The organism is Allosphingosinicella deserti, from assembly GCF_003012735.1.
In the GTDB taxonomy this organism is placed as follows: domain Bacteria; phylum Pseudomonadota; class Alphaproteobacteria; order Sphingomonadales; family Sphingomonadaceae; genus Allosphingosinicella; species Allosphingosinicella deserti.
The window spans coordinates 36,190-63,162 of sequence record NZ_PXYI01000013.1; the positions used below are offsets into that span (position 1 = coordinate 36,190).

General features: G+C 65.7%; 19 protein-coding genes and 1 pseudogene. 9 read left to right on the plus strand and 11 right to left on the minus strand.

The genetic code is table 11. The annotated features are described in order from the left end of the window. Positions 1–26 precede the first annotated feature (26 nt). Positions 27–920: a CDP-alcohol phosphatidyltransferase family protein gene (locus C7I55_RS25720; RefSeq protein WP_158266594.1), complete on the minus strand. Its 894-nt coding sequence runs from the start codon at positions 918–920 to the stop codon at positions 27–29. Positions 921–1,015: 95 nt separating this feature from the next. Between C7I55_RS25720 and C7I55_RS25725 the strand changes: the two genes are divergently transcribed. Together C7I55_RS25725 and C7I55_RS25730 are read left to right on the plus strand one after the other, a co-directional pair. Beyond that, a complete protein-coding gene (locus tag C7I55_RS25725; protein WP_158266595.1) occupies positions 1,016–1,786 on the plus strand; it encodes a phosphocholine cytidylyltransferase family protein in 771 nt (256 codons plus the stop codon). Positions 1,787–1,891: 105 nt separating this feature from the next. Then, on the plus strand, positions 1,892–2,731 hold the full coding sequence (locus tag C7I55_RS25730; protein WP_106515920.1) for a phytanoyl-CoA dioxygenase family protein: 840 nt from the start codon (positions 1,892–1,894) through the stop codon (positions 2,729–2,731). Positions 2,732–2,859: 128 nt separating this feature from the next. Here the strand turns inward: C7I55_RS25730 and C7I55_RS25735 are convergent, their stop codons facing one another. Beyond that, a complete protein-coding gene (locus C7I55_RS25735; protein ID WP_106515921.1) occupies positions 2,860–3,753 on the minus strand; it encodes an aldose 1-epimerase in 894 nt (297 codons plus the stop codon). A gap of 133 nt (positions 3,754–3,886) precedes the next feature. Between C7I55_RS25735 and C7I55_RS25740 the strand changes: the two genes are divergently transcribed. Next, complete coding sequence (locus C7I55_RS25740; RefSeq protein ID WP_106515922.1) at positions 3,887–4,207, plus strand: hypothetical protein; 321 nt, start codon at positions 3,887–3,889, stop codon at positions 4,205–4,207. Positions 4,208–4,275: 68 nt separating this feature from the next. On the opposite strand, the gene dgoD is transcribed toward C7I55_RS25740, so the two are convergent. After that, positions 4,276–5,415: a galactonate dehydratase gene (dgoD, locus tag C7I55_RS25745; RefSeq protein WP_106515923.1), complete on the minus strand. Its 1,140-nt coding sequence runs from the start codon at positions 5,413–5,415 to the stop codon at positions 4,276–4,278. After that, the gene (locus C7I55_RS25750; RefSeq protein ID WP_106515924.1) at positions 5,412–6,707 is read right to left on the minus strand and encodes a family 1 glycosylhydrolase; all 1,296 of its coding nucleotides are present in this window, start codon (positions 6,705–6,707) and stop codon (positions 5,412–5,414) included. The genes dgoD and C7I55_RS25750 overlap by 4 nt, the downstream gene beginning before the upstream one ends. A 265-nt stretch (positions 6,708–6,972) precedes the next feature. Between C7I55_RS25750 and C7I55_RS25755 the strand changes: the two genes are divergently transcribed. The 4 genes from C7I55_RS25755 to C7I55_RS25770 all read left to right on the plus strand — a co-directional run bounded on the left by C7I55_RS25755 (position 6,973) and on the right by C7I55_RS25770 (position 10,772). Beyond that, a complete protein-coding gene (locus C7I55_RS25755) occupies positions 6,973–8,253 on the plus strand; it encodes a hypothetical protein (protein WP_106515925.1) in 1,281 nt (426 codons plus the stop codon). Between the two features lie 67 nt (positions 8,254–8,320). Then, positions 8,321–9,208 (plus strand): 2-dehydro-3-deoxygalactonokinase, encoded by an 888-nt coding sequence (locus C7I55_RS25760; protein ID WP_106515926.1) that lies wholly within the window; start codon positions 8,321–8,323, stop codon positions 9,206–9,208. Next, complete coding sequence (locus tag C7I55_RS25765; protein WP_106515927.1) at positions 9,205–9,837, plus strand: 2-dehydro-3-deoxy-6-phosphogalactonate aldolase; 633 nt, start codon at positions 9,205–9,207, stop codon at positions 9,835–9,837. Before C7I55_RS25760 ends, C7I55_RS25765 begins: the two co-directional genes overlap by 4 nt. After that, entirely contained in the window at positions 9,837–10,772 is a 936-nt protein-coding gene (locus tag C7I55_RS25770) for a Gfo/Idh/MocA family protein (protein ID WP_106515928.1), read from the plus strand. The genes C7I55_RS25765 and C7I55_RS25770 overlap by 1 nt, the downstream gene beginning before the upstream one ends. Before the next feature lie 36 nt (positions 10,773–10,808). Here the strand turns inward: C7I55_RS25770 and C7I55_RS25775 are convergent, their stop codons facing one another. From C7I55_RS25775 to C7I55_RS25790, 5 genes are all read right to left on the minus strand, one after another. Then, entirely contained in the window at positions 10,809–11,972 is a 1,164-nt protein-coding gene (locus C7I55_RS25775; protein WP_106515929.1) for a glycosyltransferase family 4 protein, read from the minus strand. A 244-nt stretch (positions 11,973–12,216) separates the two neighbouring features. Next, entirely contained in the window at positions 12,217–12,390 is a 174-nt protein-coding gene (locus C7I55_RS28365; protein ID WP_158266596.1) for a hypothetical protein, read from the minus strand. A 192-nt stretch (positions 12,391–12,582) separates the two neighbouring features. Further along, positions 12,583–16,851 (minus strand): DNA-directed RNA polymerase subunit beta', encoded by a 4,269-nt coding sequence (rpoC, locus tag C7I55_RS25780; protein ID WP_106515930.1) that lies wholly within the window; start codon positions 16,849–16,851, stop codon positions 12,583–12,585. A gap of 171 nt (positions 16,852–17,022) precedes the next feature. Beyond that, positions 17,023–21,177, minus strand: a complete 4,155-nt coding sequence (rpoB, locus tag C7I55_RS25785; protein ID WP_106515931.1) for a DNA-directed RNA polymerase subunit beta — start codon at positions 21,175–21,177, stop codon at positions 17,023–17,025. Positions 21,178–21,485: 308 nt separating this feature from the next. After that, entirely contained in the window at positions 21,486–22,625 is a 1,140-nt protein-coding gene (locus C7I55_RS25790; protein ID WP_106515932.1) for a DUF5681 domain-containing protein, read from the minus strand. Between the two features lie 515 nt (positions 22,626–23,140). Here C7I55_RS25790 and C7I55_RS28370 point away from each other — a divergent pair. After that, positions 23,141–23,473: a hypothetical protein gene (locus tag C7I55_RS28370; protein ID WP_158266597.1), complete on the plus strand. Its 333-nt coding sequence runs from the start codon at positions 23,141–23,143 to the stop codon at positions 23,471–23,473. Between the two features lie 883 nt (positions 23,474–24,356). Here the strand turns inward: C7I55_RS28370 and C7I55_RS25805 are convergent. After that, positions 24,357–25,793, minus strand: a pseudogene (locus C7I55_RS25805) (IS1182 family transposase). A 59-nt stretch (positions 25,794–25,852) separates the two neighbouring features. On the opposite strand from C7I55_RS25805, the gene C7I55_RS25810 reads away from it, so the two are divergent. Further along, the gene (locus C7I55_RS25810) at positions 25,853–26,395 is read left to right on the plus strand and encodes a lyase (RefSeq protein ID WP_233222418.1); all 543 of its coding nucleotides are present in this window, start codon (positions 25,853–25,855) and stop codon (positions 26,393–26,395) included. A gap of 135 nt (positions 26,396–26,530) precedes the next feature. On the opposite strand, the gene C7I55_RS25815 is transcribed toward C7I55_RS25810, so the two are convergent. After that, positions 26,531–26,842 carry a hypothetical protein gene (locus C7I55_RS25815; RefSeq protein WP_106515936.1) on the minus strand — a complete coding sequence of 104 codons (312 nt, stop codon included), beginning with the start codon at positions 26,840–26,842 and terminating at the stop codon, positions 26,531–26,533. Positions 26,843–26,973 lie beyond the last annotated feature (131 nt).

Below are 26,973 nucleotides of genomic sequence, written 5' to 3' on the forward strand. Positions count from 1 at the left end.
GGACGTCGACGCGGCGAGGAGGTTGCCTAGGCCGGGCTCTGCGCGAGGGCGGCGCCGAGGCTCTCATTGACGGCGCGTTGCCGGGCCACTGACAGGATGAGGAGCAGGTTCAGCACGGTCGCTTCCCAGAGGAAGAACCACAGGGGGTTGCCGAGCGCCATGCTAAGTCCGAGTAGCAGGGTCCGGCGGTTAGGCCCGAGCCAGGCCTGATAGGCGAGTGCGTGGCGGCCGATCTGCTTGCATACCGTGCGGACCCGCTCCCGGGTATCCGGGTTCGTCTCCAGGCTTTCTACGAGCGTGTCGGTACGGGCGCTGTGCGGGATGAGCTTGCCGGCAAGCCACACGTACAGGCGCGCAAGGCTGCCGAGGACGATCCCGACGAGCCCCTTGCGCTCTGCGACCCGCTCCTTGGACTGGCGAAGCCACGGCACGCCGTAAGCGCGCCAGAGATATGTGCGGCGCACGCTCTCGATATGGTTGGCCTGCAGGATTCGCGACACGGCAGCGGCGGAGGCCGCGGCCCAGATCCAGCCGCCGACATGCCAGGCAAGTGCAGTGTAGAGGACGACGTGGCCGATATAATCGGCAAGCCCGTCGATCATCTCGCCGAGCGGCGATGTCTTGCCGGTCAGGCGGGCAAGGTCACCGTCGGCGCCGTCGAAAATGTGCCAAAGGATGTGAAAGACGAGGCCGATCGCAACGCCGGTCGGGCCGGGCACGGACGTGTAGCAATAGGCTGCGGCGACGATCGACAGGCCGCTGGTCACCGAGATCATGTTGGGCGTGACCGGCGTGTGCTGCAGAATCAGAGCAAGGCGCCGCGACAGCGGGTGGTAGATGGCGCGATTGAGTCCATCCTCCAACTCCGCCGGTCTTGCCTTGAACACGGTCTGCGCCTTGGGCTCCGTCGTCGTCTTCATACCCCCTGCGCGTGCCATCCTGCTCTTTTCCGCTCGTCTCGGCTGTGTCTCTCGTTCTAAAGGCGCGCGATGAAAAGCAAAAAGCGCGAAGCCCGGTGAAGTGCCTGATCATTGCGGCGGGGCAGGGGACGAGGCTCCGCTCGATGGCCGCGTCCAAGCCGCTCGCGACCGTCGCCGGCGCACCGCTGATCGAACATGTCATCCGGCTCGCCGCCGCTGGCGGCGCGACCGAATTCGTCGTCGTCACGGGCTATCAGGCGGAAGGGCTGGAGGCATTTCTCGGCGGACTGCAGGCGCGAACCGGCTTTGCAGTCACCTGCGTGCGCAATCCGGATTGGGAGAGGCCCAACGGTGTTTCGGTGCTCAGCGCCGCCGATGTCCTCGGTGATGCGCCGTTCATGCTGCTCATGTCCGACCATCTCTTCGATCCCGACATCCTGCGCCGGCTGCTCGCCGGTCTTCGTCCCGACGCGGCGCTGACGCTCGGCGCCGATTACCGGATCGACCGCCCCGATCTCGATCTCGACGATGCGACCAAGCTCAAGCTCGGGGACGAGAATCGAATCGTCGGAATCGGCAAGGCACTCGACGATTATGATGCGGTGGATACGGGCATCTTCGTCGCCGGGCCGGAACTGCTCGCCGCCTTGCTGCTCGCGATTGAAGCCGGCGGCGCCGGCAGCCTGTCCGAAGGAGTCCAGCGTCTGGCGCTCGCGGGCGCCGCTTTCACCTTCGACATCGGCGACGGCTGGTGGGTGGATGTCGATGACGAGCCTGCGTTTCGGCGCGCCGAGCGCGAACTGCCCGAACGGCTTGCGGCGCTGGAGGCGCAATCGGACAAGCGGGCGGTCGCCGGTCGGGCCTGATCCACCGCTCCAGATCACCTTTCCGCATCCTCAACTCGTCGCGCCATGGCTCGTACATGCTGCTGAAATCCGGTAGTTTCCAAGCTTGGTGGGAGGAGTGAAACGATGGCGACGGCGCTGAACAGCGAGACCGACGAATATGAGCCGGCCGACATCCTGCGCGGCCTCTACGGCGACGGCATCATCGGCCTGAAGGGCGCTTTCCCGCGCGACTGGGCGCAGCGGATGCGCGAGGAGATCGACCGCCTGTTCGCCGAGGCGCAGGCGGTACCGGGCGGCGCGCTGCCGCGCGGGCCGCAACGCTGGTATGTCGAAGTGCCGCCGGAGCGGATCAGCGGCTTCGTCGACATTGCCACCCATCCTTGGTTCGTCGCGGTGAGCGAAGCGGTGCTCGGGCCCGATTACCGCATCGTCGAGGTCGGCTTCGACATTCCCTTCCCCGGCGCCGCCGATCAGCCTTGGCACCGCGATTTCGCCGTGCCCGAGGCAACCACGCGAGGGCGCCGCCTCAACTCGCTTGCCTTCAACCTCACCGCCGTCGACACGATCCCGGAAATGGGCCCGTTCGAAGTCGCGCCGGGGACGCAGTGGGACCAGTTCGAAGGCTGCGACAAGGGCATGTTCCCGCCTCGCGAGCGTTGGCCGCGCTACATCGCCCGTGCCCAGCAGAAGCTGCCCCAGATGGGCGACATGTCGGCGCGATCCGCCTTGACCATCCACCGCGGCACCGCGAACCGGTCCGATCAGCCGCGGCCGGTGCTCGTCGTCGGCGTCGACGCACCCGACGCGACCAACGCCGCCCATCACGACCTGCAGGTCACGCCCGCCTGTCTCGAGCGCCTGCCCGCCCGGGTCCGCGAGCATCTCACCTACCGCGTGGTGGATCGGCTGGAAACGGTGGTCCAGAACCACGTCATCGATGGCCTGCTGAAGCCGGCGTACTGAGGCGCGATCAGCCTCGGAAAGCAACCAACCTCCTTTCGGCTGAGCCTGTCCAAGCCCTCTTTTCCTTTCTGAAGTGGAGAAGGAAAGGGCTTGGACAGGCTCAGTCCGAACGGTTTTTGCTCGTTGGATCAGATCAGACGGGGAGTCACGTCCACGCGCATCGTCAGGCTCATGCTTTCGCCGGGGTCGAGGATCTCGATGCCGAGCTCCGGCCACAGACCCTCGGGCTCGTTCAGCGCCGCATTGGCGTGGGTGACCGGTTCGGCGACGAAGATGCCGCCTTCCGCGGGCGAATAGACCTGGAAGAATTTGGCGTCGTCGGAGCGGATTTGGATCCGGAAGGGCAAGGACGGATCCTCGATCCGCGCGACCCCGCCCCAGCCGCCGAAACCGTGGTCGAGATCCTGGCCGCAGACCAGTCGGTTGCGCAGATCATATCGCCCCTCCGCCCAGACCTTCTCGATCGGCAGCACCTTGTCGTCGATCGTCCAGACGCTCTCGACCTCGGTGTCGAGCCGGGTCTCGGCGGTGCAGGGGAAATAGGGATGGTGGCCGAGCCCGCACGGCATCGGCTCGTCGGAGCGGTTGGTGCAGCTCAAGGTCATGGTGAGACCGGCATCGTCGAGCGCGAAGATCTGCCGCGCTTCATAGGCCCAGGGCCACTCGCCCGGTTCGTGCCGGAAGACGAGCTCCGCCTCCCCGTCCTCGAGCCGGACCACCTCCCATGCGGACGTCCAGCCCTGGCCGTGGAGCGGGCTCGCATCGCCCGGCAGGTTCAGGCTCAAGCTGATTTCGCGGCCTCGGAAGCTGAACCTCCCGTCGCGAATCCGGTTCACGAACGGCACGAGGGGGAAGTTGCCGTAGGCCAGAATGCTTTGTTCGTCGGCGTCAAGTCCGCGAAACACCGGTATGTCGCCTGAATCGGGACTGCGGTAATCGAAGCGTGCGATGCTGCCACCCTTGGAGGGCGCCAGCACCAGCGTGAGGGTGCCGGAGGAGAGGGTCGGGGAATCATCGGTCATATTTCAGCTCGCTTACGGATGCGTTCAGCGGATTGAAACTCTCTTGTGGATAAAGTTGCAACTTGGCCTTGCGAGCGGAATCCGCTCCGGGTTATTTTCGGGCCCAGGAGTAATCCGGGGAGGGGTAAGTCCAATGAGTAAGCTTGTTAAAGATTTTCTTGAAATCAAGGATCAGGGCACGCTCGACGCGCTGATCGAGCGTCTCGTCCAGGTGCGCGACAGCGTCCCGCAGGGCGGCGAAGCGCAGGTCAAGATGCGGGGCGACGACGTGTTCGGCCGTCACCTCTGCGTCAGCTTCATGCGCCCGCAGACGGCCGAGGAAGCCGAGTGCGACGCCCGCTATGCCGAAGCCTATCGGGAATCGCGCGAGCGCGAGACCAGCCGTCTGCAGGACGAGCTCGGTTTCTGCGCCGTGTCGAACCGCCCGACCCGTCAGCTGCGCATCGTCGCCTGACCAATAGCGAGGCGCTGCTTCAGCCGGGGGGCGGAAGCAGCATCTCGTGAAGGCACGCCGGATGGCACTCACCATTCGGCGAAGCTTCCATCCTTCTGGCGCCAGATCGGGTTGCGCCAGCGGTGGCGATCCTTGTGCGCCTCACGCACGGCCTCTTCGTCGATGGTGACGCCGAGGCCCGGCTTTTCCGGGATGGGCAGATAGCCGTCGACCGGGCTCAGAACCTCCTTGTCGGTAATGAATTCGAGCAGATCGTGGCCCACATTATAGTGGATGCCGAGCGACATCTCCTGGATCGCGACATTGGGCGCGTTCGCGGCAAGCTGCAGGCAGGCGGCCAGCGCAAGCGGCCCGAGCGGGCAATGCGGCGCCACCGCGACGTCATAGGCTTCCGCCATCGATGCGATCCGGCGGCATTCGCTGAGGCCGCCGGCATGGCTGAGATCGGGCTGGATGATGTCGACCGCGCCCCGTTCGAAGAACGGCTTGAAGTCCCAGCGTGAGAACAGCCGTTCGCCGAGCGCGATCGGGGTCGAGACCAAAGCGGCGATGTCGGCGAGACCTTCCGGATTCTCCGACAGCAAGGGCTCCTCGATGAACAGCAGGCCGAGTGGCTCGAGCACCTTGGCGAGCTGCTTGGCCATCGGCCGGTGGACACGGCCATGGAAATCGAGGCCGACGTCCATGCCGGCGCCCTGCGCCGCCTCGACCCTGGCGATGACCTCGTCGAACAGTTTGGGCGTGCCGATCCAGTCGAGCTCGGCGGTCGCGTTCATTTTCACCGCCGAGAAGCCCTGGCTCTTGCGAACTTCGCAGGCGCTGGCCACGTCGTCCGGCCGGTCGCCGCCGATCCAGGCATAGGCCCGGATGCGGTCGCGCACCCGGCCGCCCATCATCTGCCATGCGGGCAGGCCGACCGCCTTGCCCTTCAGATCCCACAATGCCTGATCGAGCCCGGACAAGGCCGACATCAGCACCGGCCCGCCGCGGTAGAAGCCGCCGCGATAGCCGATCTGCCAGATATCCTCGATGCGATAGGGATCGTGGCCGATGAAACGGTCCTTCAGCGCCTCGAAGGCGCCGTCGACCGCCTCGGCCCAGCCTTCGAGGCTGGCCTCGCCCCAGCCGACCGCACCGTCATCGCTCTCGACACGGACGAACAGCCAGCGCGGCGGCACGTGGAAGGTTTCGATGCGGGCAATCTTCATGCTTCATTCTCCGGCAAGGCGGATTCGGTGGCGAGCGCGGGCCAGCGGCGGGCGTCGGCCTGCTGCTCGCGCTCCGGTTCCCGGCCCCATTGGCTTGGCGGCACGATCGGCACGGTCAGGCACAGGCTGGAGGCCGGGAGCACGTCGCCCCAATCCTGGATCAGCTTCTTGTAGGCCTTGCCGACGTTGCGGATGTTGCGGTCGAGATCGAACAGCCCGAGCGGATTGACGTTGCCGTTCTGCTCGCGGAGCGCCGTGTCCCAGTCGACCTGGTCGGTCAGCGAATACCAGGTGAATCCGACCGTCGGGATGCCGACGTTGCGGATACGCAGGACGTTGGCCCATTCCTTCCACAGCCAGTGGACCGCTTCGTCGCCCTTCGGGCCTTCCTTCAAATTGGTCTCGGTGTGCATCACCGGCAGATTGTAGCGGTTGTAATATTGGCGCGTGATCTCGCTATAGCCGAACACCTCGCCGCTTGCCTCGGTATGGCCGTCCGCGAACACGCGATGCTCGTTGGTCCAGTAATAGTCGTTGCCGAGGATGCAATGCTGCTTCAGCCGCTGGCCGAGGAAGAAGTGATATTCCTCGCGAGTCATCCCGCAATCCATCAGGAACTCGTACATCTCGCTGTCGACCCGGCGGCCGTAATTGAGGTCGAGGGTCAGGAAACGCTTCGAGTTCATGATCTCGGCCGGGCCGATCGCCGCCGGGCTGTCGGCATGGAAATATTCCGAGCTTTCCGACTGGATGAAGATCGCATCGGTCCGCCGCTTCAGGATCTCGATCATGGCGAGGACGTTCGCCTTGACGATATGCTTGAGCGCGGTGACGAACGAGCGGTCGTCGGTCGCCTGCTCGTTCCACCAGCCATATTTGGCCGAGAAGACCGCGCAGATGAACATCTCATTCACCGGTGTGTAGAGCTGCACCCAGGGATAGCGGTCGGCGAAGGCGCCGGCATAAGTGGCGAAAAGCTGCGGGAAATCCGGGTTCTGGAAATTGCCGATCCAGTCGGGGAGGCCGAAATGGCAGAGGTCGACGATCGGCGTGATGTTGCGGCGCTTCAGGTCCGCAAAGGTGATGTCCGAGAATTCCCAGTCGTAATGGCCGGGGGCGAGGAAGGTGCGGTGGATCGGCGGTCCGTAGCGCAGGTAATGGATCCCGACCTCCTCGACGCAGTCGAAGTCGGTGCGCCAATGCCGATAATGGCCGCACACCTCCATCTGGTCGACGCGAGTCCGGCCGTTGTTGATCGTCGGGATGGAATTCTCGATCCCGGTGGCGAACATGAAGTTGGCGATGGATCCCTCCCTTGGCCTCTGTGTCGCCGTCTGCCGGTAGCGGCGGCGGCCGGCTGCGGCTAGCGCGATGCAGCCGGTTGCGCCTAAAAAAGGGCGGGACGCCGGAAAGTTGCACATCCGGCATCATTCCCCCTTCCGCGCCTTGTCGCTCCGGCGCCGAAATGTCATCCTTTGGTCGGGTCGAAGGTCGGGAACGCACGCAAGCACGGACGAGAGCACGATCGAGGTTCCGACGACGGAAGGAAGGGATCCCATGGGCGACGATCGGACGGGGACGGCAGCTTTAGGCGCGCAGCCTATCGATGATCGCCGCGCCTATGTGCTCGAGCGGACGAGCAGCGAGGTCCACCTTCTCCTCGACAATCTCTCGGCAAGTCCGGACACCACCATCTCCGCTCTGGCGGCGACCCAGCCGCCGGCGGGCCTCGGCGCCGACTGGCTCGATCAGCTCTGCCGCATCACCTGGCCGCCCGACGCGCAGGGCGGAACCGCGCAGGCCGAGCAGGCGGCGTTGCTGATCCGTGCCAAGGATTATCTCAACAGCCTCGCCAAGCCGGCCAGCGGCGCCACCATCGCCTTCACCCTGATGGTCACCCAGGACGAGGATCCCGGCGAGCCGAGCGTGATCGGCGGCCTGCTGGGTGCCGGCGCGGCCCCGAGCCATTCGCGAAGCTCGCTTGCGCGGGAGGCCTATCCCGATCTCCAGCAGAAAGCGCGCGAGTTCCGGCGCTGGCTCCGCGTCATGGGCATGGTGCTCGTCGCCATCCTCGCGCTCACCTGCCTGCTGTCCTGGTATGCAGCGCTCGGCAATGCCGCGCTTGCCGACATGGCGACGGCCGACCGCGCGGTCCAGGCGGCCGAACTGCGGGTAAGCAGCGCCGGATCCTCGGTGTCGCAGCGCGGCGCCGCGGCGGCGCCGGCGACGGTGAATTGTGCGCTTGCGGAAGGACCGACCGAGCGCAACGGCGCGCTCGTCGAGGCCTGCGCGGCGCTGACCGAGGCCCGCCGCGTGCGCGGCCAGGCACGGGAAGGGCTCGACACCTGGGCGCTGTTCTGGGGCAACGAGACCACCGCCCGTTGGACGCTCAACACTCTCGCCACCGCGGTGCTGCCGGTCTTCTACGGCCTGATCGGTGCGGCCGCGGCGATCGTCCGCTCGCTCTCGCGCAAGATGAAGGGCAGTTTGCTCAGCCCGCGCGACCGACAGCTGTCGCTGCAGCAGCTCGCGCTCGGCGCGGTGCTCGGCGCGTGTATCGGATTGTTCATCGCCGGACCCAATGACAAGGGCGGCACTGATCTCGCTCTGCTCGGACCGGTGGCGCTGTCGAGCTCGGCAATCTCGTTCGTCGCCGGCTTCGGGGTGGAGGCGGTGTTCAATGCGCTCGAAGCGCTGATCGGACGCATCTTCAACGTCACGCCGCTCGCGGTGCCGGCGCCGGTTGCCGCCGTGCCGGTCAACACCGACGTGCCGGTCGGCCCGGCAGCGCCCGTGGTCCGGCCCCCCGCTGTGCCATCCCGACCCGACGGCATCTGACCTATTCGCCCTTGCCTTGCGACCCATTCGACGCTTCAGCGTTGGACGGCTGATCGAAAGGAATTGGATGCGCTGGGCTGAGAATTTCATCGCTGTCGACTGGGGAACGACCAATCGGCGTGGCTATCGCGTCGGACCGGGCGGAGCGCTCGAGGACGAGATGGAGGACGATCGCGGCATCCTCTCGGTGGAGGCAGGAGGCTTCGATCAGGCCGTTGCCGAGATCCGCGCCCGGCTCGGCGACCTGCCGATGCTGATGGCGGGGATGATCGGCTCCAATCGCGGCTGGGTGGAGGCGCCTTATGTGCCATGCCCCGCCGGGCTGCCGGAGCTGGCGCAGAATCTGAAATGGGTCGAGCCCGGCCGCACCGCGATCGTGCCCGGCGTCTGCTTCTCCGACGACGACGATGCCGACGTGATGCGGGGCGAGGAGGTGCAGATCCTTGGCGCCTATGCGCAGGGGCTGGTGCCGGCGGACGCGATCGTCTGCCATCCCGGCACGCACAATAAGTGGATCCGGCTCAAGGACGGGCGGATCTGCAGCTTCCGCACGGTCATGACCGGCGAGCTGTTCAACCTGCTCAAGGGCCATTCCATTCTCGCCGACCTGCTGGCGCTGCCCGCCGGGATCAATGCGGCGTTCGAGGTGGGGGTGCGGCGCGGGCTCGAGACGCCCCACATCACCGCCGAACTGTTCTCGGTCCGCGCCCGGGTGCTGCTCGGCAAGACGGCCCGCGAGGACGCGTCGTCGTTCATCAGCGGCTTGCTCATCGGCGCCGACGTGCGCGCCGGCCTCGCGCTCGCCGCGGAGGCGGAGGTGGTTGCGATGGGCCGTCCCGAACTTACTTCCCTGTTTGCGGCCGCGCTCCGGATTGCCGGGCGGACGGCGCGCGAGGTCGACGGCGAGGCGGCGTTCCTCGGCGGCGCTCGACATTTGGCGGAGCTTGTACAATGACCGATGCCCACGAATTGCTGAAGGCGAAGCTCGCCGAAAGCCCGCTCGTCGCGATCATCCGCGGCGTCACTCCCGCCGAGGTGGAGGCGATCGGCGCCGCCATCTTCGAGGCGGGGATCAAGATCATCGAAGTGCCGCTCAACTCGCCCGATCCGTTCGACAGCATCGGCCGGCTGGTCAAGACGCTCGGCCCCGATGCGCTGATCGGCGCCGGCACCGTGCTGGAGCCCGACGACGTCCGCCGGGTCCAGGAAGTCGGCGGCAGGGTGATCGTCTCCCCCAACACCCATGCGCCGGTCATCGAGGCGACTGCGCGCGCGGGCCTCGTCTCGCTGCCCGGCTATTTCACCCCCTCCGAGGCGTTCGACGCGCTGCGGGCCGGGGCCACCGGCCTCAAGCTGTTCCCGGCGGAAACGGCGACACCGGCGGTGATCAAGGCGCAGAAGGCGGTGCTGCCCAAGCACGTGCCGGTGCTGGTCGTCGGCGGCGTCACCCCGGGCAACATGCAGCCCTGGATCGACGCCGGCGCCGAAGGCTTCGGCCTTGGCTCGGGTCTCTACAGGCCCGGCCAGTCTGCGGCCGAGACCGCCGAAAAGGCACGCGCCTATGTTGCGGGAGCGCGCGGCTGATGGACCGGATCCGGATCGCGATCGTCGGCTACGGCAAGATCGCCCAGGACCAGCACGTGCCCTCGATTGCCGGCAACGACCGCTTCGAGCTGGTTGCGACGGTCAGCCGCTCGGCGGGCGCACCCGACGGCATCGCCAGTTTCGGCAGCGTCGAGGAGCTGCTCGCCGCCGGCATCAAGGTCGATGCGGTTGCGATCTGCACGCCGCCCTCGGTCCGCTACGACATCGCCCGCACCTGCCTGGACGCCGGGCTGCACAGCCTGCTCGAGAAGCCGCCGGGTGTGACGCTGGGCGAATGCGAGGAGCTGGTGCGGATCGCGCAGGCGAAGGGCGTCACCCTGTTCACCACCTGGCACGCCCAGTATAACCCGGCGGTCGAAGCCGCGGCCGAACGGCTCGCCGGCAAGGACATCGGGACGATGCGGATCGTCTGGCACGAGGATGTGCGCAAATGGCATCCGGGCCAGGAGTGGATCTGGGCACCGGGCGGCTTCGGCGTGTTCGATCCCGGAATCAACGCGCTGTCCATCGCCAGCAAGATTTTCCCCGGCACGTTGATCCTGCGCGGCGCCGAGCTGCTGTTCCCGGCCAATTGCGAGACTCCGATCGCCGCGCGGCTGGAGTTGACGAGCCCGGCGGCATCAGGCGCGATCAGCGCCGACTTCGACTGGCGGCACAGCGGCGGCGAAGCCTGGAACATCGAGGTGCGGACGGCGGAAGGCGAGACCCTCCTGCTCAGCGAAGGCGGCTCGCGGCTCAGCGTCGACGGGGCGGAGATCGTCTCGCCCGGCCATGGCGAGTATCCCGGCATCTATGCCCATTTCGCCGCGCTGGTCGACGGCGGCACCAGCCATGTCGACCTGGCGCCTCTGCGGCTGACGGCCGACGCCTTCCTGCTCGGCAAGCGCGTCCAGGTGGAACCGTTCGAGAGCTGAACACGGGGGCGAGGGGGGTGAAGGAGAGCGAACCTCTCAGCGCGGCATCTTGCCGGCGGCGCGTTCGCGCACCACGCGCATATAGCCGTCGACCAGTTCCTGGTTGACCTCGTCCCAGCCGAAGCGGCGGCTCGCCTCGCAACCGGAGCGCCCCGCGTCGCGGCGCGCGTCGGGATGGTCGCAGAAGTAAGCGAGAGCGTCGGCGAAATTGTCGATCTCGCCGGCCGGGATGAGGCGGCCGGTGACCTTGTCCTCGACTAGGCTGGCGCTGCCGGTGGCGATCGCCGCGACGACCGGAAGGCCGGCGGCCATTGCCTCCAGCGTGACGTTGCCGAACGTCTCGGTAACCGAGGGATTGAACAGCATGTCCATCGAGGCGACCGCGCGGCCGAGATCCGGGCCTTCCTGGAAGCCGGCGAAGACGGCGGACGGCAGGCGCTCCTGGAACCATGTATCGGCCGGGCCCTTGCCGACGACCAGCACCTTGTGGCGGACGCCGCGCGCCTCGAGCTGGGCGACCGCGTCGGAGAAGACGTCGAGGCCCTTTTCCATGACGAGGCGGCCGACGAAACCGATCACCGGCATGTCGTCCTCGATCCCGAAGCTGCGCCGCCAGTCGAGGTCGCGGCGGCTGGGATTGAACACGGCACGGTCGATGCCGCGGGTCCAGATGCCGACATTGTAGTTCATCCGCTGCTTGAGCAGCAGCTGCGCCATCGAGTCGGACGGCGCGAAGATCGCATCGCAGCGGCGATAGAAGCGGCGCAGCATCGCCTCGATTACCGGCTCGACGAAGCCGAGGCCGTAATAGCGGGCATAGGTTTCGAAGCGTGTGTGGACCGACGCCACCGCGGGCTTGCCGAGCCGGCGGGCGAACTTGACCGCATCGTGGCCGAGCATGTCGGGGCTGGCGATGTGGAAGATGTTGGGCGCGAACGCCTCGATATCGGTCTTGGCCCTGCGCGGGATCGGCAGCGGGAAGCGATATTCGGGCCGGCCGGGGATGGCGAAGGAGGGGATCGAGACGATGTCCCCCATCGGCGGCAGTGCCGGTTCGGCGACCGTCGGCGAATAGATGCGCACCGCCGCGCCCTGGCGGAGAAGATATTCGACCAGCCGGTTCAAGGCCTGGTTCGCGCCGTCGCGCACATAATTGTAATTGCCGCTGAACAGCGCAATCCGGAGGCCAGTCACATCCATTGCGGGGCGAATAGCCGCTAAAGCGGGGAAGGGGAACCGTCTCGGGATCGTCATCGGCGGGTCTGCAGACCGGGCGGTGATGTTCATCGAAACCTTAGGTGGGGAACGGTCTGGTCCCAGTCGGCCGGAGGTGGGACTGGGGCGGCGAGGGGGCGGCAGCGAAGCGCCGCGGACGGGTGGGGGCGCCGCACCCCTCCGCCATGCTGCCCATGGTCCCCCTCCCAGAGCAAGCTCGGGGAGGATCCTAGGGGCGCGGCTCCGCATCCTCCGCCTTCGCGCGGGCGGGGAGGATCTGGGGCGCATGGTCTGCGTCGGCGGTCCGGGGGGAACGCCTCCCGCGGTCCAGCTTGATGCGGATGCGGGCCATGGCCGGGAGGATCATCACGGCGAGGATGAGCAGGGCGATAGCGATCTTCATGGCGTCTCTCCGAGGCAGGCCCGTGACCCTCCGGATCCGCGGAGGCCTCGCCCAAGTCTTTGTCTTGCAGCCGAAACATATCGTCCGCCCGGGTCCGCTCCGGGGCCCTCGGCGGGGCCCCAAGCGCGGCAAAGAAAAGGCCCCGCCGGATCGCTCCGACGGGGCTTTTCTCAGTCAGGCAGGGCCGAAAGCTCAGCTCTGCAGATATTCGCCGGCATCGGCGTCGGTGCCGTGGCCGCTCGGGGTCACGTCGCCGAGCGGATCGTTGCCGATCGCGGCTTCCGGGCCCTGGGCGAGCTCGGCGGCATGCTCCTCGGCGGCGCTGTTGGGCGCGTAGAGGCTCTCCTGCAGCGAGCGATGCTGCGCGCGAAGCGCGGCGTCGCGGCTGGTGGCGGCGATCCGGTAGCGGTTCATGCCCGCGCCGGTACCCGCCGGGATCAGGCGGCCGACGATGACATTCTCCTTGAGCCCGTCGAGCGTGTCGATCTTGCCCTGGACCGACGCCTCGGTGAGCACCCGGGTCGTCTCCTGGAAGGAGGCGGCCGAGATGAAGCTGCGGGTCTGCAGCGACGCCTTGGTGATCCCGAGCAGGACCGGCTTGCCTTCGGCCGGCCGCTGCTTGGGATTGAGCTTGGCGTTGAGCTCCCGCATCTCCTGGTGATCGACCTGCTCGCCGGCGAGCAGGGTGGTGTCCCCGCCGTCGGTGATCTCGACCTTCTGCAGCATCTGGCGAACGATCGTCTCGATGTGCTTGTCGTTGATCTTCACGCCCTGGAGTCGATAGACTTCCTGGATTTCCGAGACGAGATATTCGGCCAGAGCGACCACGCCGAGCACCTCGAGGATGTCGTGCGGATCGGGGCTGCCGCCGATCAGGTTGTCGCCGCGCTTGACGAAATCGCCTTCCTGCACGTCGATGACCTTCGACTTGGGCACCAGATACTCGACCGGATCCGACCCGTCGTCCGGGATGATCGCGATCTTGCGCTTGGCCTTATAGTCCTTGCCGAACGCGACCCGGCCCGAGACCTTGGCGATGATCGCATTCTCCTTCGGCTTGCGGGCCTCGAAGAGCTCGGCGACCCGCGGCAGACCGCCGGTGATGTCGCGGGTCTTGGCGGCTTCGCGCGAGACGCGGGCGAGCACTTCGCCGCCCTGCACGCGCTGGCCGTCCTCGACCGACATCATCGCACCCGGTGCCAGCATGTAGCGGGCAGCCTCGCCGCTCTGCTCGTCGAGAAGGGTGATGCGCGGACGCAGATCCTCCTTCGAACGGGCCGAGCCGCGGAACTCGGTGACGATCCGCTGGGCGATGCCGGTGGCTTCGTCGGTCTGCTCGGCGAGCGTCTTGCCCTCGATCAGATCCTGGAACTTCACGATACCGCCCTTTTCGGTGATGACCGGCATCATGAACGGATCCCACTCGGCGATCCGGTCACCCTTGTTCACGATATGCCCGTGATCGACCATCAGGTGCGCACCGTAGGGGATACGGTGTGACGAGCGCTCGCGGCCGTCCATGTCGACGATCGCCAGCTCGCCGTTGCGCGCCATGGCGACGCGGCGGCCGCGCGGATCGACGATCGTCGGAAGATCGCGAAGCTCGATCGTGCCGTCCACCGAAGCCTCGAGGTTCGAGGTCTCGTTGAGCTGGGCGGCACCGCCGATGTGGAAGGTACGCATGGTGAGCTGCGTGCCCGGCTCGCCGATCGACTGGGCGGCGATGACGCCGACCGCCTCGCCGATATTGACCGGCGTACCGCGGGCGAGATCGCGTCCGTAGCATTTGCCGCAGACGCCATGCTCGCTTTCGCAGATCAGCGGCGAGCGGATCTTGACCGCCTGCACGCCGAGCTCGTCGATCTTCAAGGCCCCGGCCTCGTCGATCAGCTCGCCTTCCTTGGCCAGCACGGTGCCGGTCTTCTCGTCGACGATATCCGCGGACGGGGTGCGTCCGAGGATACGCTCGCCGAGCGAGGCGATGACCGCGCCGCCCTGGACGATGGCGCGCATCTCGAGCGCGTTCTCGGTCCCGCAATCCTCCTCGACGATGACGCAATCCTGGCTGACGTCGACCAGACGGCGGGTCAGGTAACCCGAATTCGCCGTCTTGAGCGCGGTGTCGGCCAGACCCTTGCGGGCGCCGTGGGTGGAATTGAAATATTCAAGGACGGTGAGGCCTTCCTTGAAGTTCGAGATGATCGGCGTTTCGATGATCTCGCCGGAAGGTTTCGCCATGAGACCACGCATGCCGGCAAGCTGCTTCATCTGCGCCTGCGAACCACGGGCACCAGAATGCGCCATCATGTAGATGGAGTTGATCTGGGCCATGCGGCCATTCTCGTCCTTGGGCTGCGCCTTGATCTTTTCCATCATGGCGTTGGCCACCTGGTCGCCGCAACGGCTCCAGGCGTCGATCACCTTGTTGTACTTTTCCTGCTGGGTGATCAGGCCGTCCTGGTACTGCTGCTCGTAATCCTTCACCAGCGCCCGGGTCTCGTCGACCAGAGCCACCTTCTCGTGCGGGATGATCATGTCGTCCTTGCCGAACGAGATGCCGGCGCGGAAGGCGTGACGGAAACCGAGGCCCATGATCGCGTCGGCGAACAGCACCGTCTCCTTCTGGCCGGTGTGGCGATAGACGGTGTCGATGACGTCGCCGATCTCCTTCTTGGTCAGCAGGCGGTTGACGGTTTCGAACGGCACCTTGTGGCTCTTCGGGAGCGTCTCGCCGAGCAGCATGCGGCCCGGCGTCGTCTCGAAGCGCTTCATATACTGCTTGCCCTGCTCGTCGGTCTGCGGAACGCGGCTGACGATCTTGGTGTGCAGGGTGACCGCCCCGGCGTTGAGCGCCTGGTGGACTTCCTGCATGTCGGACAGCAATGCGCCTTCGCCCGGCTCCCCCTCACGCTCGAGCGAGAGGTAATAGAGGCCGAGGACCATGTCCTGCGACGGAACGATGATCGGCTTGCCGTTGGCCGGCGAGAGGATGTTGTTGGTCGACATCATCAGCACGCGCGCTTCGAGCTGGGCCTCGAGGCTCAGCGGAACGTGCACTGCCATCTGATCGCCGTCGAAGTCGGCGTTGAACGCGGCGCAGACCAGCGGGTGAAGCTGGATCGCCTTGCCCTCGATCAGCACCGGCTCGAACGCCTGGATGCCCAGGCGGTGGAGCGTCGGCGCGCGGTTGAGCAGGACTGGGTGTTCCCGGATGACTTCATCGAGAATGTCCCAGACTTCCTTGCGCTCCTTCTCGACCCACTTCTTCGCCTGCTTCAGGGTCATCGACAGACCCTTGGCATCGAGACGCGAGTAGATGAACGGCTTGAACAGCTCGAGCGCCATCTTCTTGGGCAGGCCGCACTGGTGGAGCTTGAGCTCCGGACCGGTGACGATGACCGAACGGCCGGAATAGTCGACGCGCTTGCCGAGAAGGTTCTGACGGAAGCGGCCCTGCTTGCCCTTGAGCATGTCGGACAGCGACTTCAAGGGACGCTTGTTGGCACCGGTGATGGTGCGGCCGCGGCGGCCGTTGTCGAACAGAGCGTCGACGGCTTCCTGCAGCATGCGCTTTTCGTTGCGGACGATGATGTCCGGCGCGCGCAGTTCCATCAGCCGCTTCAGACGGTTGTTGCGGTTGATCACGCGGCGATAGAGATCGTTCAAGTCCGAGGTCGCGAAGCGGCCGCCGTCCAGCGGCACCAGTGGGCGCAGCTCGGGCGGGATCACCGGAACGACGTCGAGGATCATCCATTCCGGGCGGTTGCCGGAATCGAGGAAGCTTTCGACGACCTTGAGGCGCTTGATGATCTTCTTGGGCTTGAGCTCCGACTTGGTCTCGGCAAGATCCTTGAGCAGGATCTCACGCTCGCCCTCGAGATCGAGGTCGATCAGCATCTGCTTGACCGCTTCGGCGCCGATGCCGGCCGAGAAGGCGTCCTCGCCATGCTCGTCCTGCGCCTCGATCAGCTCGTCCTCGGTCAGGAGCTGATACTTTTCGAGCGGGGTCAGGCCCGGCTCGATGACGACGTAGGATTCGAAATAGAGGATCCGCTCGAGCTGCTTCAGCTGCATGTCGAGCAGCAGGCCGATGCGCGACGGCAGCGACTTCAGGAACCAGATGTGGGCGACCGGCGCGGCCAGCTCGATATGGCCCATGCGCTCGCGGCGGACCTTCGAGACGGTCACTTCCACGCCGCACTTCTCGCAGACGATGCCCTTGTACTTCATGCGCTTGTACTTGCCGCACAGGCATTCGTAATCCTTGATCGGACCGAAGATGCGGGCGCAGAACAGGCCGTCACGCTCGGGCTTGAACGTGCGGTAGTTGATCGTCTCGGGCTTCTTGATCTCGCCGAACGACCACGAACGGATGCGCTCGGGGGAGGCGATGCCGATCTTGATCTGGTCGAACGTCTCCGGTTTGGCCACCGGATTGGCGAAGTTGGTCAGTTCGTTCATGCTCTTTTCCTTCAAACCCTCTCCCCTTCAGGGGAGAGGAAGAGCCGCCGCAGGCGGCGAAGGAGAGGGGAAGACAGTGCCGCTTGCCGACTGCCCCTCTCCCCGGCCCTCTCCCCTGGCAGGGCCCCATCAAAGTACTACTTTGATGGGGGCCCATGGGGAGAGGGAGAATTATTCCGCTGCCTCGGCGAGGCCGTCTTCGTCGGTGTTGCTGTTCAGCTCGACGTTGAGACCCAGCGAGCGCATTTCCTTGACGAGCACGTTGAAGCTCTCCGGAATGCCGGCCTCGAAAGTATCGTCGCCCTTGACGATCGCTTCGTAGACCTTGGTGCGGCCGATGACGTCGTCCGACTTCACGGTCAGCATTTCCTGCAGCGTGTAGGCGGCGCCGTAGGCCTGGAGCGCCCAGACCTCCATCTCACCGAAGCGCTGCCCGCCGAACTGGGCCTTACCGCCCAGCGGCTGCTGGGTGACGAGGCTGTAGGGTCCGATCGACCGGGCGTGGATCTTGTCGTCGACGAGGTGGTGCAGCTTCAGCATGTAGATGTAGCCGACGGTGACCTTGCGGTCGAACGCCTCGCCGGTGCGGCCGTCGAACAAGGTCACCTGACCCGAGGGATCGAGGCCTGCCTTGACCAGCATCGCCGACACGTCCGCCTCGCGGGCGCCGTCGAACACCGGGGTGCCCATCGGGACGCCGGCGACGAGGATCGAGGCCATTTCCATGATCTCGTCGTCTTCGCGGCTGTCGATCTCGGCATCGTAATTCTTGCCGTAGATGTCCTTCAGCTTGGCGCGGACCTGGCCCGCGTCGTTCGCGTCGAACTTCTCGGCCCGATGCCGGATGTCTTCCAGCATCTCCGAGATCTGCTTGCCGAGGCCGCGGGCGGCCCAGCCAAGGTGGGTCTCGAAAATCTGTCCGACGTTCATGCGCGAGGGCACGCCGAGCGGGTTCAGCACGATGTCGACCGGGGTCCCGTCCTCCAGGAACGGCATGTCCTCGTTCGGCAGGATGCGGCTGATCACGCCCTTGTTGCCGTGACGGCCGGCCATCTTGTCGCCCGGCTGCAGCTTGCGCTTCACCGCGACGAACACCTTGACCATCTTCAAGACGCCCGGCGGCAGCTCGTCGCCGCGCTCGAGCTTCTCGATACGGTCCTCGAGCCGGCGACGGATCGCGGCTTCGGCGTCGTCATATTGCGCCTTCACCGCTTCCAGATCGGCCTGGACGCGGTCGTCCTTGACCGCGAACTTCCACCATTCGTGACGCTCGACGCTGTCGAGGGTCTCGAGGTCGATGTCGCCGCCCTTCTTGACGCCCTTCGGCGCCGCAGTGGCGTTCTGGCCGAGCAGCATCTCGCGAAGACGCGAATAGGTGGCGCGCTTCAGGATGGTGCGCTCGTCGTCGGCGTCCTTGCGAAGGCGATCCTTCTCCTCCGCCTGGATGGCGCGGGTACGGTCGTCGATGTCGATGCCGTGACGGTTGAAGACGCGGACCTCGACCACGGTTCCGGCCACGCCCGGGGGCAGGCGGAGCGAGGTGTCGCGGACGTCGGAGGCCTTCTCGCCGAAGATGGCGCGGAGGAGCTTTTCCTCCGGAGTCATCGGGCTTTCGCCCTTCGGCGTGATCTTGCCGACCAGGATGTCGCCCGGCTCCACTTCGGCGCCGATATAGACGATACCGGCCTCGTCGAGGTTGCGGAGCGCCTCCTCGCCAACGTTGGGGATGTCGCGGGTGATGTCTTCCGGCCCGAGCTTGGTGTCGCGGGCCATGACCTCGAATTCCTCGATGTGGATCGAGGTGAAGACGTCGTCCTTGACGATCCGCTCGGAGATCAGGATCGAATCTTCGTAATTGTAGCCGTTCCACGGCATGAACGCGACCAGCACGTTCCGGCCGAGGGCGAGCTCGCCCATCTCGGTCGAGGGACCGTCGGCGATGACGTCGCCGGCGTTGACCACGTCACCGACCTTCACCAGCGGACGCTGGTTGATGCAGGTATTCTGGTTCGAACGCTGGAACTTCATCAAGGTGTAGATGTCGACGCCGGACTTGCCGGCCTCGATCTCGCCGGTGGCCCGGACGACGATACGGGTCGCATCGACCTGATCGACGATGCCCGAGCGGCGGGCGGCGATCGCGGTGCCGGAATCGCGGGCGACCGTTTCTTCCATGCCGGTGCCGACGAACGGCGCCTCGGCACGAACCAGCGGCACCGCCTGGCGCTGCATGTTCGAGCCCATGAGGGCGCGGTTGGCGTCGTCATTTTCCAGGAACGGAATCAGCGAGGCGGCGACCGAGACCAGCTGCTTCGGCGACACGTCCATCAGGGTGATGATGTCGCGCGGCGCCATCAGGAACTCGCCGGCCTGGCGGGCCGAGATGAGATCCTCGATCAGATTGCCGTTCGCGTCGATCTCGGCATTGGCCTGGGCGATCGTGTGCTTACCCTCTTCCATCGCGGAGAGGTAGACCACGTCGTTGGTGACATGGCCGTCGTTCACCTTGCGGTACGGAGTCTCGATGAAGCCGTATTTGTTCACCCGGCTGAAGCTGGCGAGCGAGTTGATCAGGCCGATGTTCGGCCCTTCCGGAGTCTCGATCGGGCAGATTCGGCCATAATGGGTCGGGTGGACGTCGCGGACTTCGAAGCCTGCGCGCTCGCGGGTGAGACCGCCGGGCCCGAGCGCCGACACGCGACGCTTGTGCGTCACTTCGGAAAGCGGGTTGGTCTGATCCATGAACTGCGACAGCTGCGAGGAGCCGAAGAATTCACGCACCGCAGCCACCGCCGGCTTGGCGTTGATGAGATCGTTCGGCATCACCGTGGAGACGTCGACCGAGCTCATCCGCTCCTTCACTGCGCGCTCCATGCGGAGCAGGCCGACGCGATACTGGTTCTCGAGCAGCTCGCCGACCGAACGCACGCGGCGGTTGCCGAGATTGTCGATGTCGTCGATGTCGCCCTTGCCGTCCTTAAGGTCGACCAGGGTCTTCACCACCGCGATGATGTCTTCCTTGCGGAGCGTCGTAACCGTGTCCTCGACCTGGAGGTCGAGACGCATGTTGAGCTTGACGCGGCCGACGGCGGAGAGATCATAGCGCTCCGGATCGAAGAACAGGCCGGCGAACAGGGCGTCGGCAGTCTCGCGCGTCGGCGGCTCGCCGGGGCGCATGACGCGGTAGATGTCGGCGAGGGCCTGATCGCGGTCCTCGGCCTTGTCGGCCTTCAGCGTGTTGCGCATCCACGCGCCGGTGTTGACGTGATCGATGTCGAGCAATTCGATGCGATCGATGCCGGCGGCGTCGAGGCGCTCGAGATTTTCTGGCGACACTTCGTCACCGGCCTCGATGTAGATCTCGCCCGTATTCTCGTTGATCAGATCGAACGCCGAATAGCGCCCGAAAATCTCTTCGGTCGGGATGACGAGCTGGGTCAGGCCTTCCTTGGCCGCCTTGTTGGCGGCGCGCGGCGTGATCTTGGTGCCGGCGGCGAAGGCGATCTCGCCGGTCTCGCCGTTGACGATGTCGAAGGTCGGCTTCTGACCGCGCCAGGTTTCGGCGACGTAGGGGATCTGCCAGCCATTCTTGCCGCGGACGAAGGTCACGCGCTCGTAGAAGGTGTTGAGGATCTCCTCGCTCGACATGTCGAGCGCGTGCAGCAAAGCCGTCACCGGCAGCTTGCGCTTGCGGTCGATGCGGACGTTGACGATGTCCTTGGCGTCGAATTCGAAATCGAGCCACGAGCCGCGATACGGAATGACGCGGGCGGCGAAGAGATACTTGCCCGACGCGTGGGTCTTGCCGCGGTCGTGATCGAACAGCACGCCCGGCGAGCGGTGCATCTGGCTGACGATGACTCGCTCGGTGCCGTTGACGATGAACGTGCCGTTGTGCGTCATCAGCGGCATGTCGCCCATGTAGACGTCCTGCTCCTTGATATCGAGCACGGAGCGGGTCTCGGTATCGGGATCGACCTCGAACACGATCAGGCGAAGGGTGACTCGCATCGGGGCGGCGTAGGTCATGCCGCGCTGGCGGCATTCCTCGATGTCGTACTTCGGATCCTCGAGCTCGTAATTGACGAAATCGAGCTCGGCGGTGCCGGCGAAGTCGCGGATCGGGAACACCGAGCGCAGGGTCTTCTCCAGGCCCGAGACATAGGCATCCTGCGGCCGCGAGCGCAGGAACTGCTCGTAGCTGTCGCGCTGAACCTCGATGAGGTTCGGCATTTCGGAGACTTCGTGGATGTTTCCGAAGATCTTGCGGATTCGCTTGGAGGCCGTCGAGCGGGTGTCGGGGGCCTTGGGAGCGGTGGTCGCCATGGAGGTTTTTCTCGCCTTCGCCGTCAGAATTGGGCGCGCCTGAAGACGCAAAAAGCCGCGAGTCCCTCTGACCGGAGACCGCAGCTTCAGCGTCCTGAATTCCCCATCGGCTCAATGCGTTGAACACACTGCGCGACGGCGTGTCCTGTTCCGATGCCTATGGGGTGTGACGGCTATTTAGGGACGGGGACCGGGGATGTAAAGGCCTGGTTACGGGGTTTTACGGAAGAGGCGCGGCGGCGCGGCGCAGAGGGGGCGGGGCCAGGCGGGTGGCTAAATTGGGGGCGGAACGGGCGAGGGGCGACGCGTCAGGCTGCGCCTTGAGGAGCGGGCGGCCGGTGCAGCGTGGCGAGTCGCGCCCGGTCGGCGAGGCTCTTCGGACCCGAGGTGCCGGAGTCCGCGGCGAATGTGGTCGCGCCGGCGCCGGCCGGTGCGGGCGGACGCAAGGCGGCGCGGCGCAAAGGCCGGGCGCTTGCGCAGGTTCGCGGCGGGAGCAGAAACAGGGACCGCACATCCTGGGCGGTGAGATCGCGGGCGGGCGTTGCGGTCGGGAGGGTCTCCATCGGGGTTTCCGCGGTTCCGCCCCCGGGCTCCGGGGCCTCGGCCGACTGCGCGAACGCCAGGCTTTGGCGGAGTCCTTCGCACATCTCGCGGTACAGGCTCTCCGTGCCGACGCCGGGCTGCCTCAGGTGCGCGGCCGCAAGGGGATTGGCGCGGCAGCCCGTCGCCGGAGCGGCGCTCTCCGTCGAGGGAGGGGAACCGGGGGCTGTGAGGGGAGGGGAAGCAGGCTCTGCACCGGCGGGAGCAGGTGGACGACCCGCGGTGCTCTCGTCGAGCGCAGGCTGCTCTGCTTCGGTCAAAAGAACAGGTGAAATACAGGCGGGTCGCGGCGCGGCGGCGTGCGCGTCGAGGGACGGGTGCGGGATAGGGGCGGCAGGCGCGTCCTCGGCCTGTGTCGGCGGCGTGCCGGCGCCGACCGTAGCTTCGGGGATCGCAGCTTCGGCCTTTGCCCGGCGCGCTTCGGCGTCGGTCCGGAGGGCCTCGGCCCTGGCCTCGGCCTGGATCAGTTTGGTTTGGGTCGCGAGCAGCGCCATCAGCTTGCGTGCCTCGCCCGGCGGGATGTCGCCGCCCCCGGCGCCGGAGACCAAGGCGGCGCCGGCCGCAACGGCGTCGGCAATCGTGGTGATCTCGGGCAGTTCGAAGTTCATCGTGCCTTCGCGTGCCGGCGGGAACAGACGGGTGAAGCAGATGCGCATCGCGGCCCAATCACCATCGATCGCGCGGCTGACCACCATCCGCGCGATCGACGCGGCCTCACCGGCATCGACGAGATCACGCAGCACCGAAGCGCGGTTGCGCGAGCCGCGCGGGCGGCCGGCCATGTTGCCGCTGTAGCCGGGCAGGAACTGGCCGGCCTCGGAGCGGATGGGGGTGTCCGGATCGTGCATCTCGATCTCCTTTCGGGAACGCCGCGGCGGGGGGGCGTAGCGGCTTACATGTGCTGACGTAACGGCGTGTTCCTGATTTGTTCGCTATCATCTTGGACCGTGAGCCGCAAGGAAAAGTTGCGAAATCCGCAAATTACGGGCGATTGCGGGCAGCGGATGCCGGCCGGCGCGCGTGCAGCGCGCACCCTGAAGCGAGTGCAAGGTCATGGGCGTGCCCACAAGACGGCCGCGCCCGAGGCGGGCGGCAACTCCTCACGGTGTACGATCGCGTGCTCGAGCGGCTCGATCGATCCGGAGGCGGGGCGGCGCATTGCCCGGCCTGCTGAATGTCGCCTCATGCACTTCAACGCGGACGTTGGGAGATCCGCCTGGCTTGGTCTGGTTCGGGGATGCAAAGCGGACATAGCCGTGCGGCACGGCGAATGTCTGCTAACGAGTGCGGAATATCGTTCCGCAATGCGTCAGCTTGCCGTATGTGAATGAGCAAGCGGGGCTGGTCAGCGAACCTACCGCAGGTGACCACCCGTGACCCCAAATTCTTTGTTCAAGTCGAGCAGGAGATGCCCGAATACGGCTTTGGCGCCCAGATCGACGACCAGCCCGAGAAGCGCGTTGAAGCGACTCGTCCCGATAAGCACCTGGTCGTATCGACCCAAAGCGTCACGATAGACATGGTGTACGTCGTTCAGGTGTGGGACGCCAAGTTCATCGAGGTCAATGCTGTCGACGTAGGGCCAGATGTCCACAGCGGCATCGGCAATGCCGGTCACGTTCGCCATGGGTTCGGCGAAACACTGTTTGAACTCGCGATCGGTAAGCCGGCGGGGCGTGGTCATGATCCAGCCTAGCCAGTCCGAAGCGACATCTGCAATGGCTCGGACCTTCAGTAGCCGCCTGCGCCTGGGTGCCGGAGAGCATCATCGGGACCAGTGCCGAACCGGACGTTCGTCAGTGTAGCGTCCGATCGTGGCTGGGAACAGCCGGGTGGGGTGGACAGCGGTCGTAGCGGTGAGCGCGTCAGTTGCCGACAGCCGACATTGCCTGCCGCAGTTGTCTGGCCCATACTTCCCGAGTGAACCCGCGCCCAAATCATAGCGTCGGCCTTGGCGGAGACGGCGACGAGATTGCTGCCATAGGGGAGGTGGAGGCCGAGTTCGGGGTTACACTCGACTACGCCGACGCGCATAATTGGACCACGGCAGGGGATGTGTATGCAGCGCTGCGCCGGGCACTCCCTCCTAAGGAGGCAGACAAGTTGGATCTCTGGGATCGCTTCGCCGATGCGCTCTGCAGGGAAACGGGAGTGCAGCCCTCTTCGCTGACCCCTGAGAGCGAACTGCTTTGCGAAGACGGCGTCTGGATGCATGTCGCGAACGGCTCAGCTATCCTCTGGTCGACCGTTGCGGCCGCTGCGCTCGTCGCTGTTGGATGGCTGTTGCTAGGGTAAGATGAGTATCTGCTTGCTGGTCCCTCCTGCCGTTCCCCTCCGCTCTCAATGTCGCCTATGGGTCGGAACCGGTCCAACATCTAGATCGCCCGCGGGCCGGCGCCGAACGTCAGGCTGCCGCGCGAAACCCGACATTCGCGAAAGCGCCGGGCAATCGCCGCGGGAATGCCAGGGCAGGGTGGAACACGGTCATAGCCGGTATGGCGTGAGTTGGTGGAGGCTGTGTGAAAACGCCGGGGGGCTGATTTCGGCGGAGATGATGTGAGCGCGGGCGGTGACGCTTGTCAGCGTCCGACTGCGGCCAGCGCTGCCGGCATGCCCAGGATCGCGATCACGCGCTTGATGTTGTAGGCGAGGACGCACAGGCTCATCTCGGTTCCTACGTTTTTGAGCCCCCTGGTTCGGAAGTGGGTGGCCCCCATCCACTGTTTCAGGGTGCCGAACGTGTGTTCAACGGTTTGCCGCCTGATCCGCATGGCATCGGGCATCTTGTCGATGCGCTGCTGCATCGCATCGAGCACGTACTCGTGCTCCCATCTCCTGATCCGGCGCTCTTTGCCGGTGGTACACCTGGCTTTCAGCGGACAGGCGGCGCACGAGCTTGCCTAATAGACGTGCAGCGTCTTGCCGGCTTCGACGCTGTCGAAGCGGTAGGTCAGCGTCTCGCCGGCCGGGCAGCGATAGATATTGGCATCGGCGTCGTAGATGAAGTCCTGCTTCCCGTAGCGACCTTGCGCCTTTGCGCCTGAGGTGAGCGGTTTGGGTATGATCGGCGTTGCACCCAGGGCCTCGCAGGCGCGCACCTCCTCGCCGCCATAATAGCCACGGTCTGCGAGCACGGTCAGCTGTTCGCCGTCCATCTCCGCTTTGGCCTTACGGCCCATGTTGGCGAGCTGCGAACGATCGTGACCCAGGTTGGTCACCTCGTGAGCGACGATCAGGTGATGCTGCGTGTCGACCGCGGCTTGCACATTGTAGCCGACCATGCCGGTGCCCTTGCCGTTGGTGGCCATTGCACGTGCGTCCGGATCGGTCAGCGAGATCTGCCCGTCAGGCGCATCGGCGAGCGCCTCCTCCATGTCGTGCAGCGCCTGCATCTGCTCGCGTAGCCGGCCGAGGCGCTCGTTCAGCCGTACCGAACGCAGCGCCGCGGTCTCGTCGTCCTGGCGATCGGCGGTGTCGAGCTGCGCGAGGTAGCGCGCGACGCTCGCTTCGACCTGTTCGATCCGGCGCCGGACCGCGTTGGACGTGAAGTTCTTGTCGCGCGTGTTCACCGCCTTGAACCGCGATCCATCCACGGCAACGACGCCGCCGGCGAGAAGGCCCATCTGTCGGCACAGCAGCACGAACCGGCGGCATGTCGCCTTGATCGCATCACCATTGTCGCGCCGGAAATCCGCAATCGTCTTGAAGTCTGGAGCCAGCTTGCCGATCAGCCACATCGCCTCGACATTGCGTCCGGCTTCACGCTCGAGCCGTCGGCTCGACAGAACCTGGTTGAGATAGCCGTACAGATACAGCTTCAGCATGGTCGCCGGATGATAAGCGGGTCTGCCCGTCGCCGCAGGGCGCGCACCGGTGAAGCCTAAAGCAAGTAGATCGAGTTCGTCGATGAAGGCATCGACCAGCCTGACCGGATTATCCGCACCGACATAATCGTCCAAACACTCCGGCAGAAATGCCCTCTGCCGCCGGTCCTGCCCCTCGACGAAACGCCCCATCCGGCCCTCCCTCGCATCGACCGAATCCTATCACATCAGCACGTTTTCACACAGCCTCGGTGGTTTTCAGGCACTCTATGCCATGGCACTGTTGGCGCATGGGCGAGCGATATGAACCTACTTCCGACTTTCTCAAGGCGATCATTGCCGAGGAGGTTCCGCTTTTCGGCGACGAATACGGTGAAAGGAACTTGCGGCGGCTGATCGCAATGACACGGGACGCCGACCTTTCGAATCGTGACTGGGCGACGATGCTCCTCTCGCACGAAGAGATCGATACGCCAGACGTGCGAGCGGCTCTCCTGGCCGCGGCGCGCGATCAGGACGATGCTGTCAGGGCAGAGGCGATGCTGGGCCTCGCGCGACGAGACAAGGTGCTTGCGCTTCCACTGATCCGCGAGGCGCTCGCCGGAGATTTCGCTTGCATGGCAGTGTTCGAAGCCGCTGAGCTCGTCGCCGATCCGTCATTAATCGAGGCGCTGGCTCAATGGACGGAGCCGTCGGAGAACGCGTTTCTCGACCAGCTTGCCCGTGAAGCCTTGGCTGCCTGCGGAGTTGGCAGCCCGGTAACGTCCAAACCCGATCAGCGGGATGTCCGATAAGGGTCGGATCCCGCCTGCCGTCCCGGTTTTGCCGGGTGCCGGCGCCAACGTCAGGCTGCGGCGGGGGGGCTGAAATTGGCTGCTGCCGCATCCAACGCCGGAGAGGAATGCTGACTCGGAGTGGGCTCGTGCCCCTCAGGTGTTTCGGCTTTGCCAAAACCAAGCGAGCGCCCCGCGCCCTGTCTCATCGAGGAACGGGAATTCTGCTCGAATGAAGCTCATTACCCAATCGTCATTGGCCTCTGCGGTCTGCGCGTCCAACTTCGGCCTAATGTGATCCACCTCGGATATCAGCGCTTCGAGTGAAGGGCGCAGTCGCCACGCTTCTTCCCCGCCAAAATGATCGGCAACCCGGGTCAAGTCGGGTTCGGGTTCCGCGAGAAAACCGTAGCCAAGATAAAGCGGAATCGCTTCGTTCAAGATCTCTGGGGCGTCAGCGCGGGTCATAGTCAGCCTCTCTCGGCGCGATCTTGGTCACCAATGGAAATGTCGTCTATGAGTCGGATCCCGCCTACCGTACCGATCTCGCCGCGTCCCGGCGCCAACGTCAGGCTGGCGCGCGGAAGCGGACATCGGCG

Coding starts and splice junctions, on each gene's coding strand:
- C7I55_RS25720 (WP_158266594.1), bottom strand. CDS start 920: ATGAAGACGACGACGGAGCCCAAGGCGCAGACCGTGTTCAAGGCAAGA.
- C7I55_RS25730 (WP_106515920.1), top strand. CDS start 1,892: ATGGCGACGGCGCTGAACAGCGAGACCGACGAATATGAGCCGGCCGAC.
- C7I55_RS25735 (WP_106515921.1), bottom strand. CDS start 3,753: ATGACCGATGATTCCCCGACCCTCTCCTCCGGCACCCTCACGCTGGTG.
- C7I55_RS25740 (WP_106515922.1), top strand. CDS start 3,887: ATGAGTAAGCTTGTTAAAGATTTTCTTGAAATCAAGGATCAGGGCACG.
- dgoD (WP_106515923.1), bottom strand. CDS start 5,415: ATGAAGATTGCCCGCATCGAAACCTTCCACGTGCCGCCGCGCTGGCTG.
- C7I55_RS25750 (WP_106515924.1), bottom strand. CDS start 6,707: ATGTTCGCCACCGGGATCGAGAATTCCATCCCGACGATCAACAACGGC.
- C7I55_RS25755 (WP_106515925.1), top strand. CDS start 6,973: ATGGGCGACGATCGGACGGGGACGGCAGCTTTAGGCGCGCAGCCTATC.
- C7I55_RS25760 (WP_106515926.1), top strand. CDS start 8,321: ATGCGCTGGGCTGAGAATTTCATCGCTGTCGACTGGGGAACGACCAAT.
- C7I55_RS25765 (WP_106515927.1), top strand. CDS start 9,205: ATGACCGATGCCCACGAATTGCTGAAGGCGAAGCTCGCCGAAAGCCCG.
- C7I55_RS25770 (WP_106515928.1), top strand. CDS start 9,837: ATGGACCGGATCCGGATCGCGATCGTCGGCTACGGCAAGATCGCCCAG.
- C7I55_RS25775 (WP_106515929.1), bottom strand. CDS start 11,972: ATGGATGTGACTGGCCTCCGGATTGCGCTGTTCAGCGGCAATTACAAT.
- C7I55_RS28365 (WP_158266596.1), bottom strand. CDS start 12,390: ATGAAGATCGCTATCGCCCTGCTCATCCTCGCCGTGATGATCCTCCCG.
- rpoC (WP_106515930.1), bottom strand. CDS start 16,851: ATGAACGAACTGACCAACTTCGCCAATCCGGTGGCCAAACCGGAGACG.
- rpoB (WP_106515931.1), bottom strand. CDS start 21,177: ATGGCGACCACCGCTCCCAAGGCCCCCGACACCCGCTCGACGGCCTCC.
- C7I55_RS25790 (WP_106515932.1), bottom strand. CDS start 22,625: ATGCACGATCCGGACACCCCCATCCGCTCCGAGGCCGGCCAGTTCCTG.
- C7I55_RS25815 (WP_106515936.1), bottom strand. CDS start 26,842: ATGACCCGCGCTGACGCCCCAGAGATCTTGAACGAAGCGATTCCGCTT.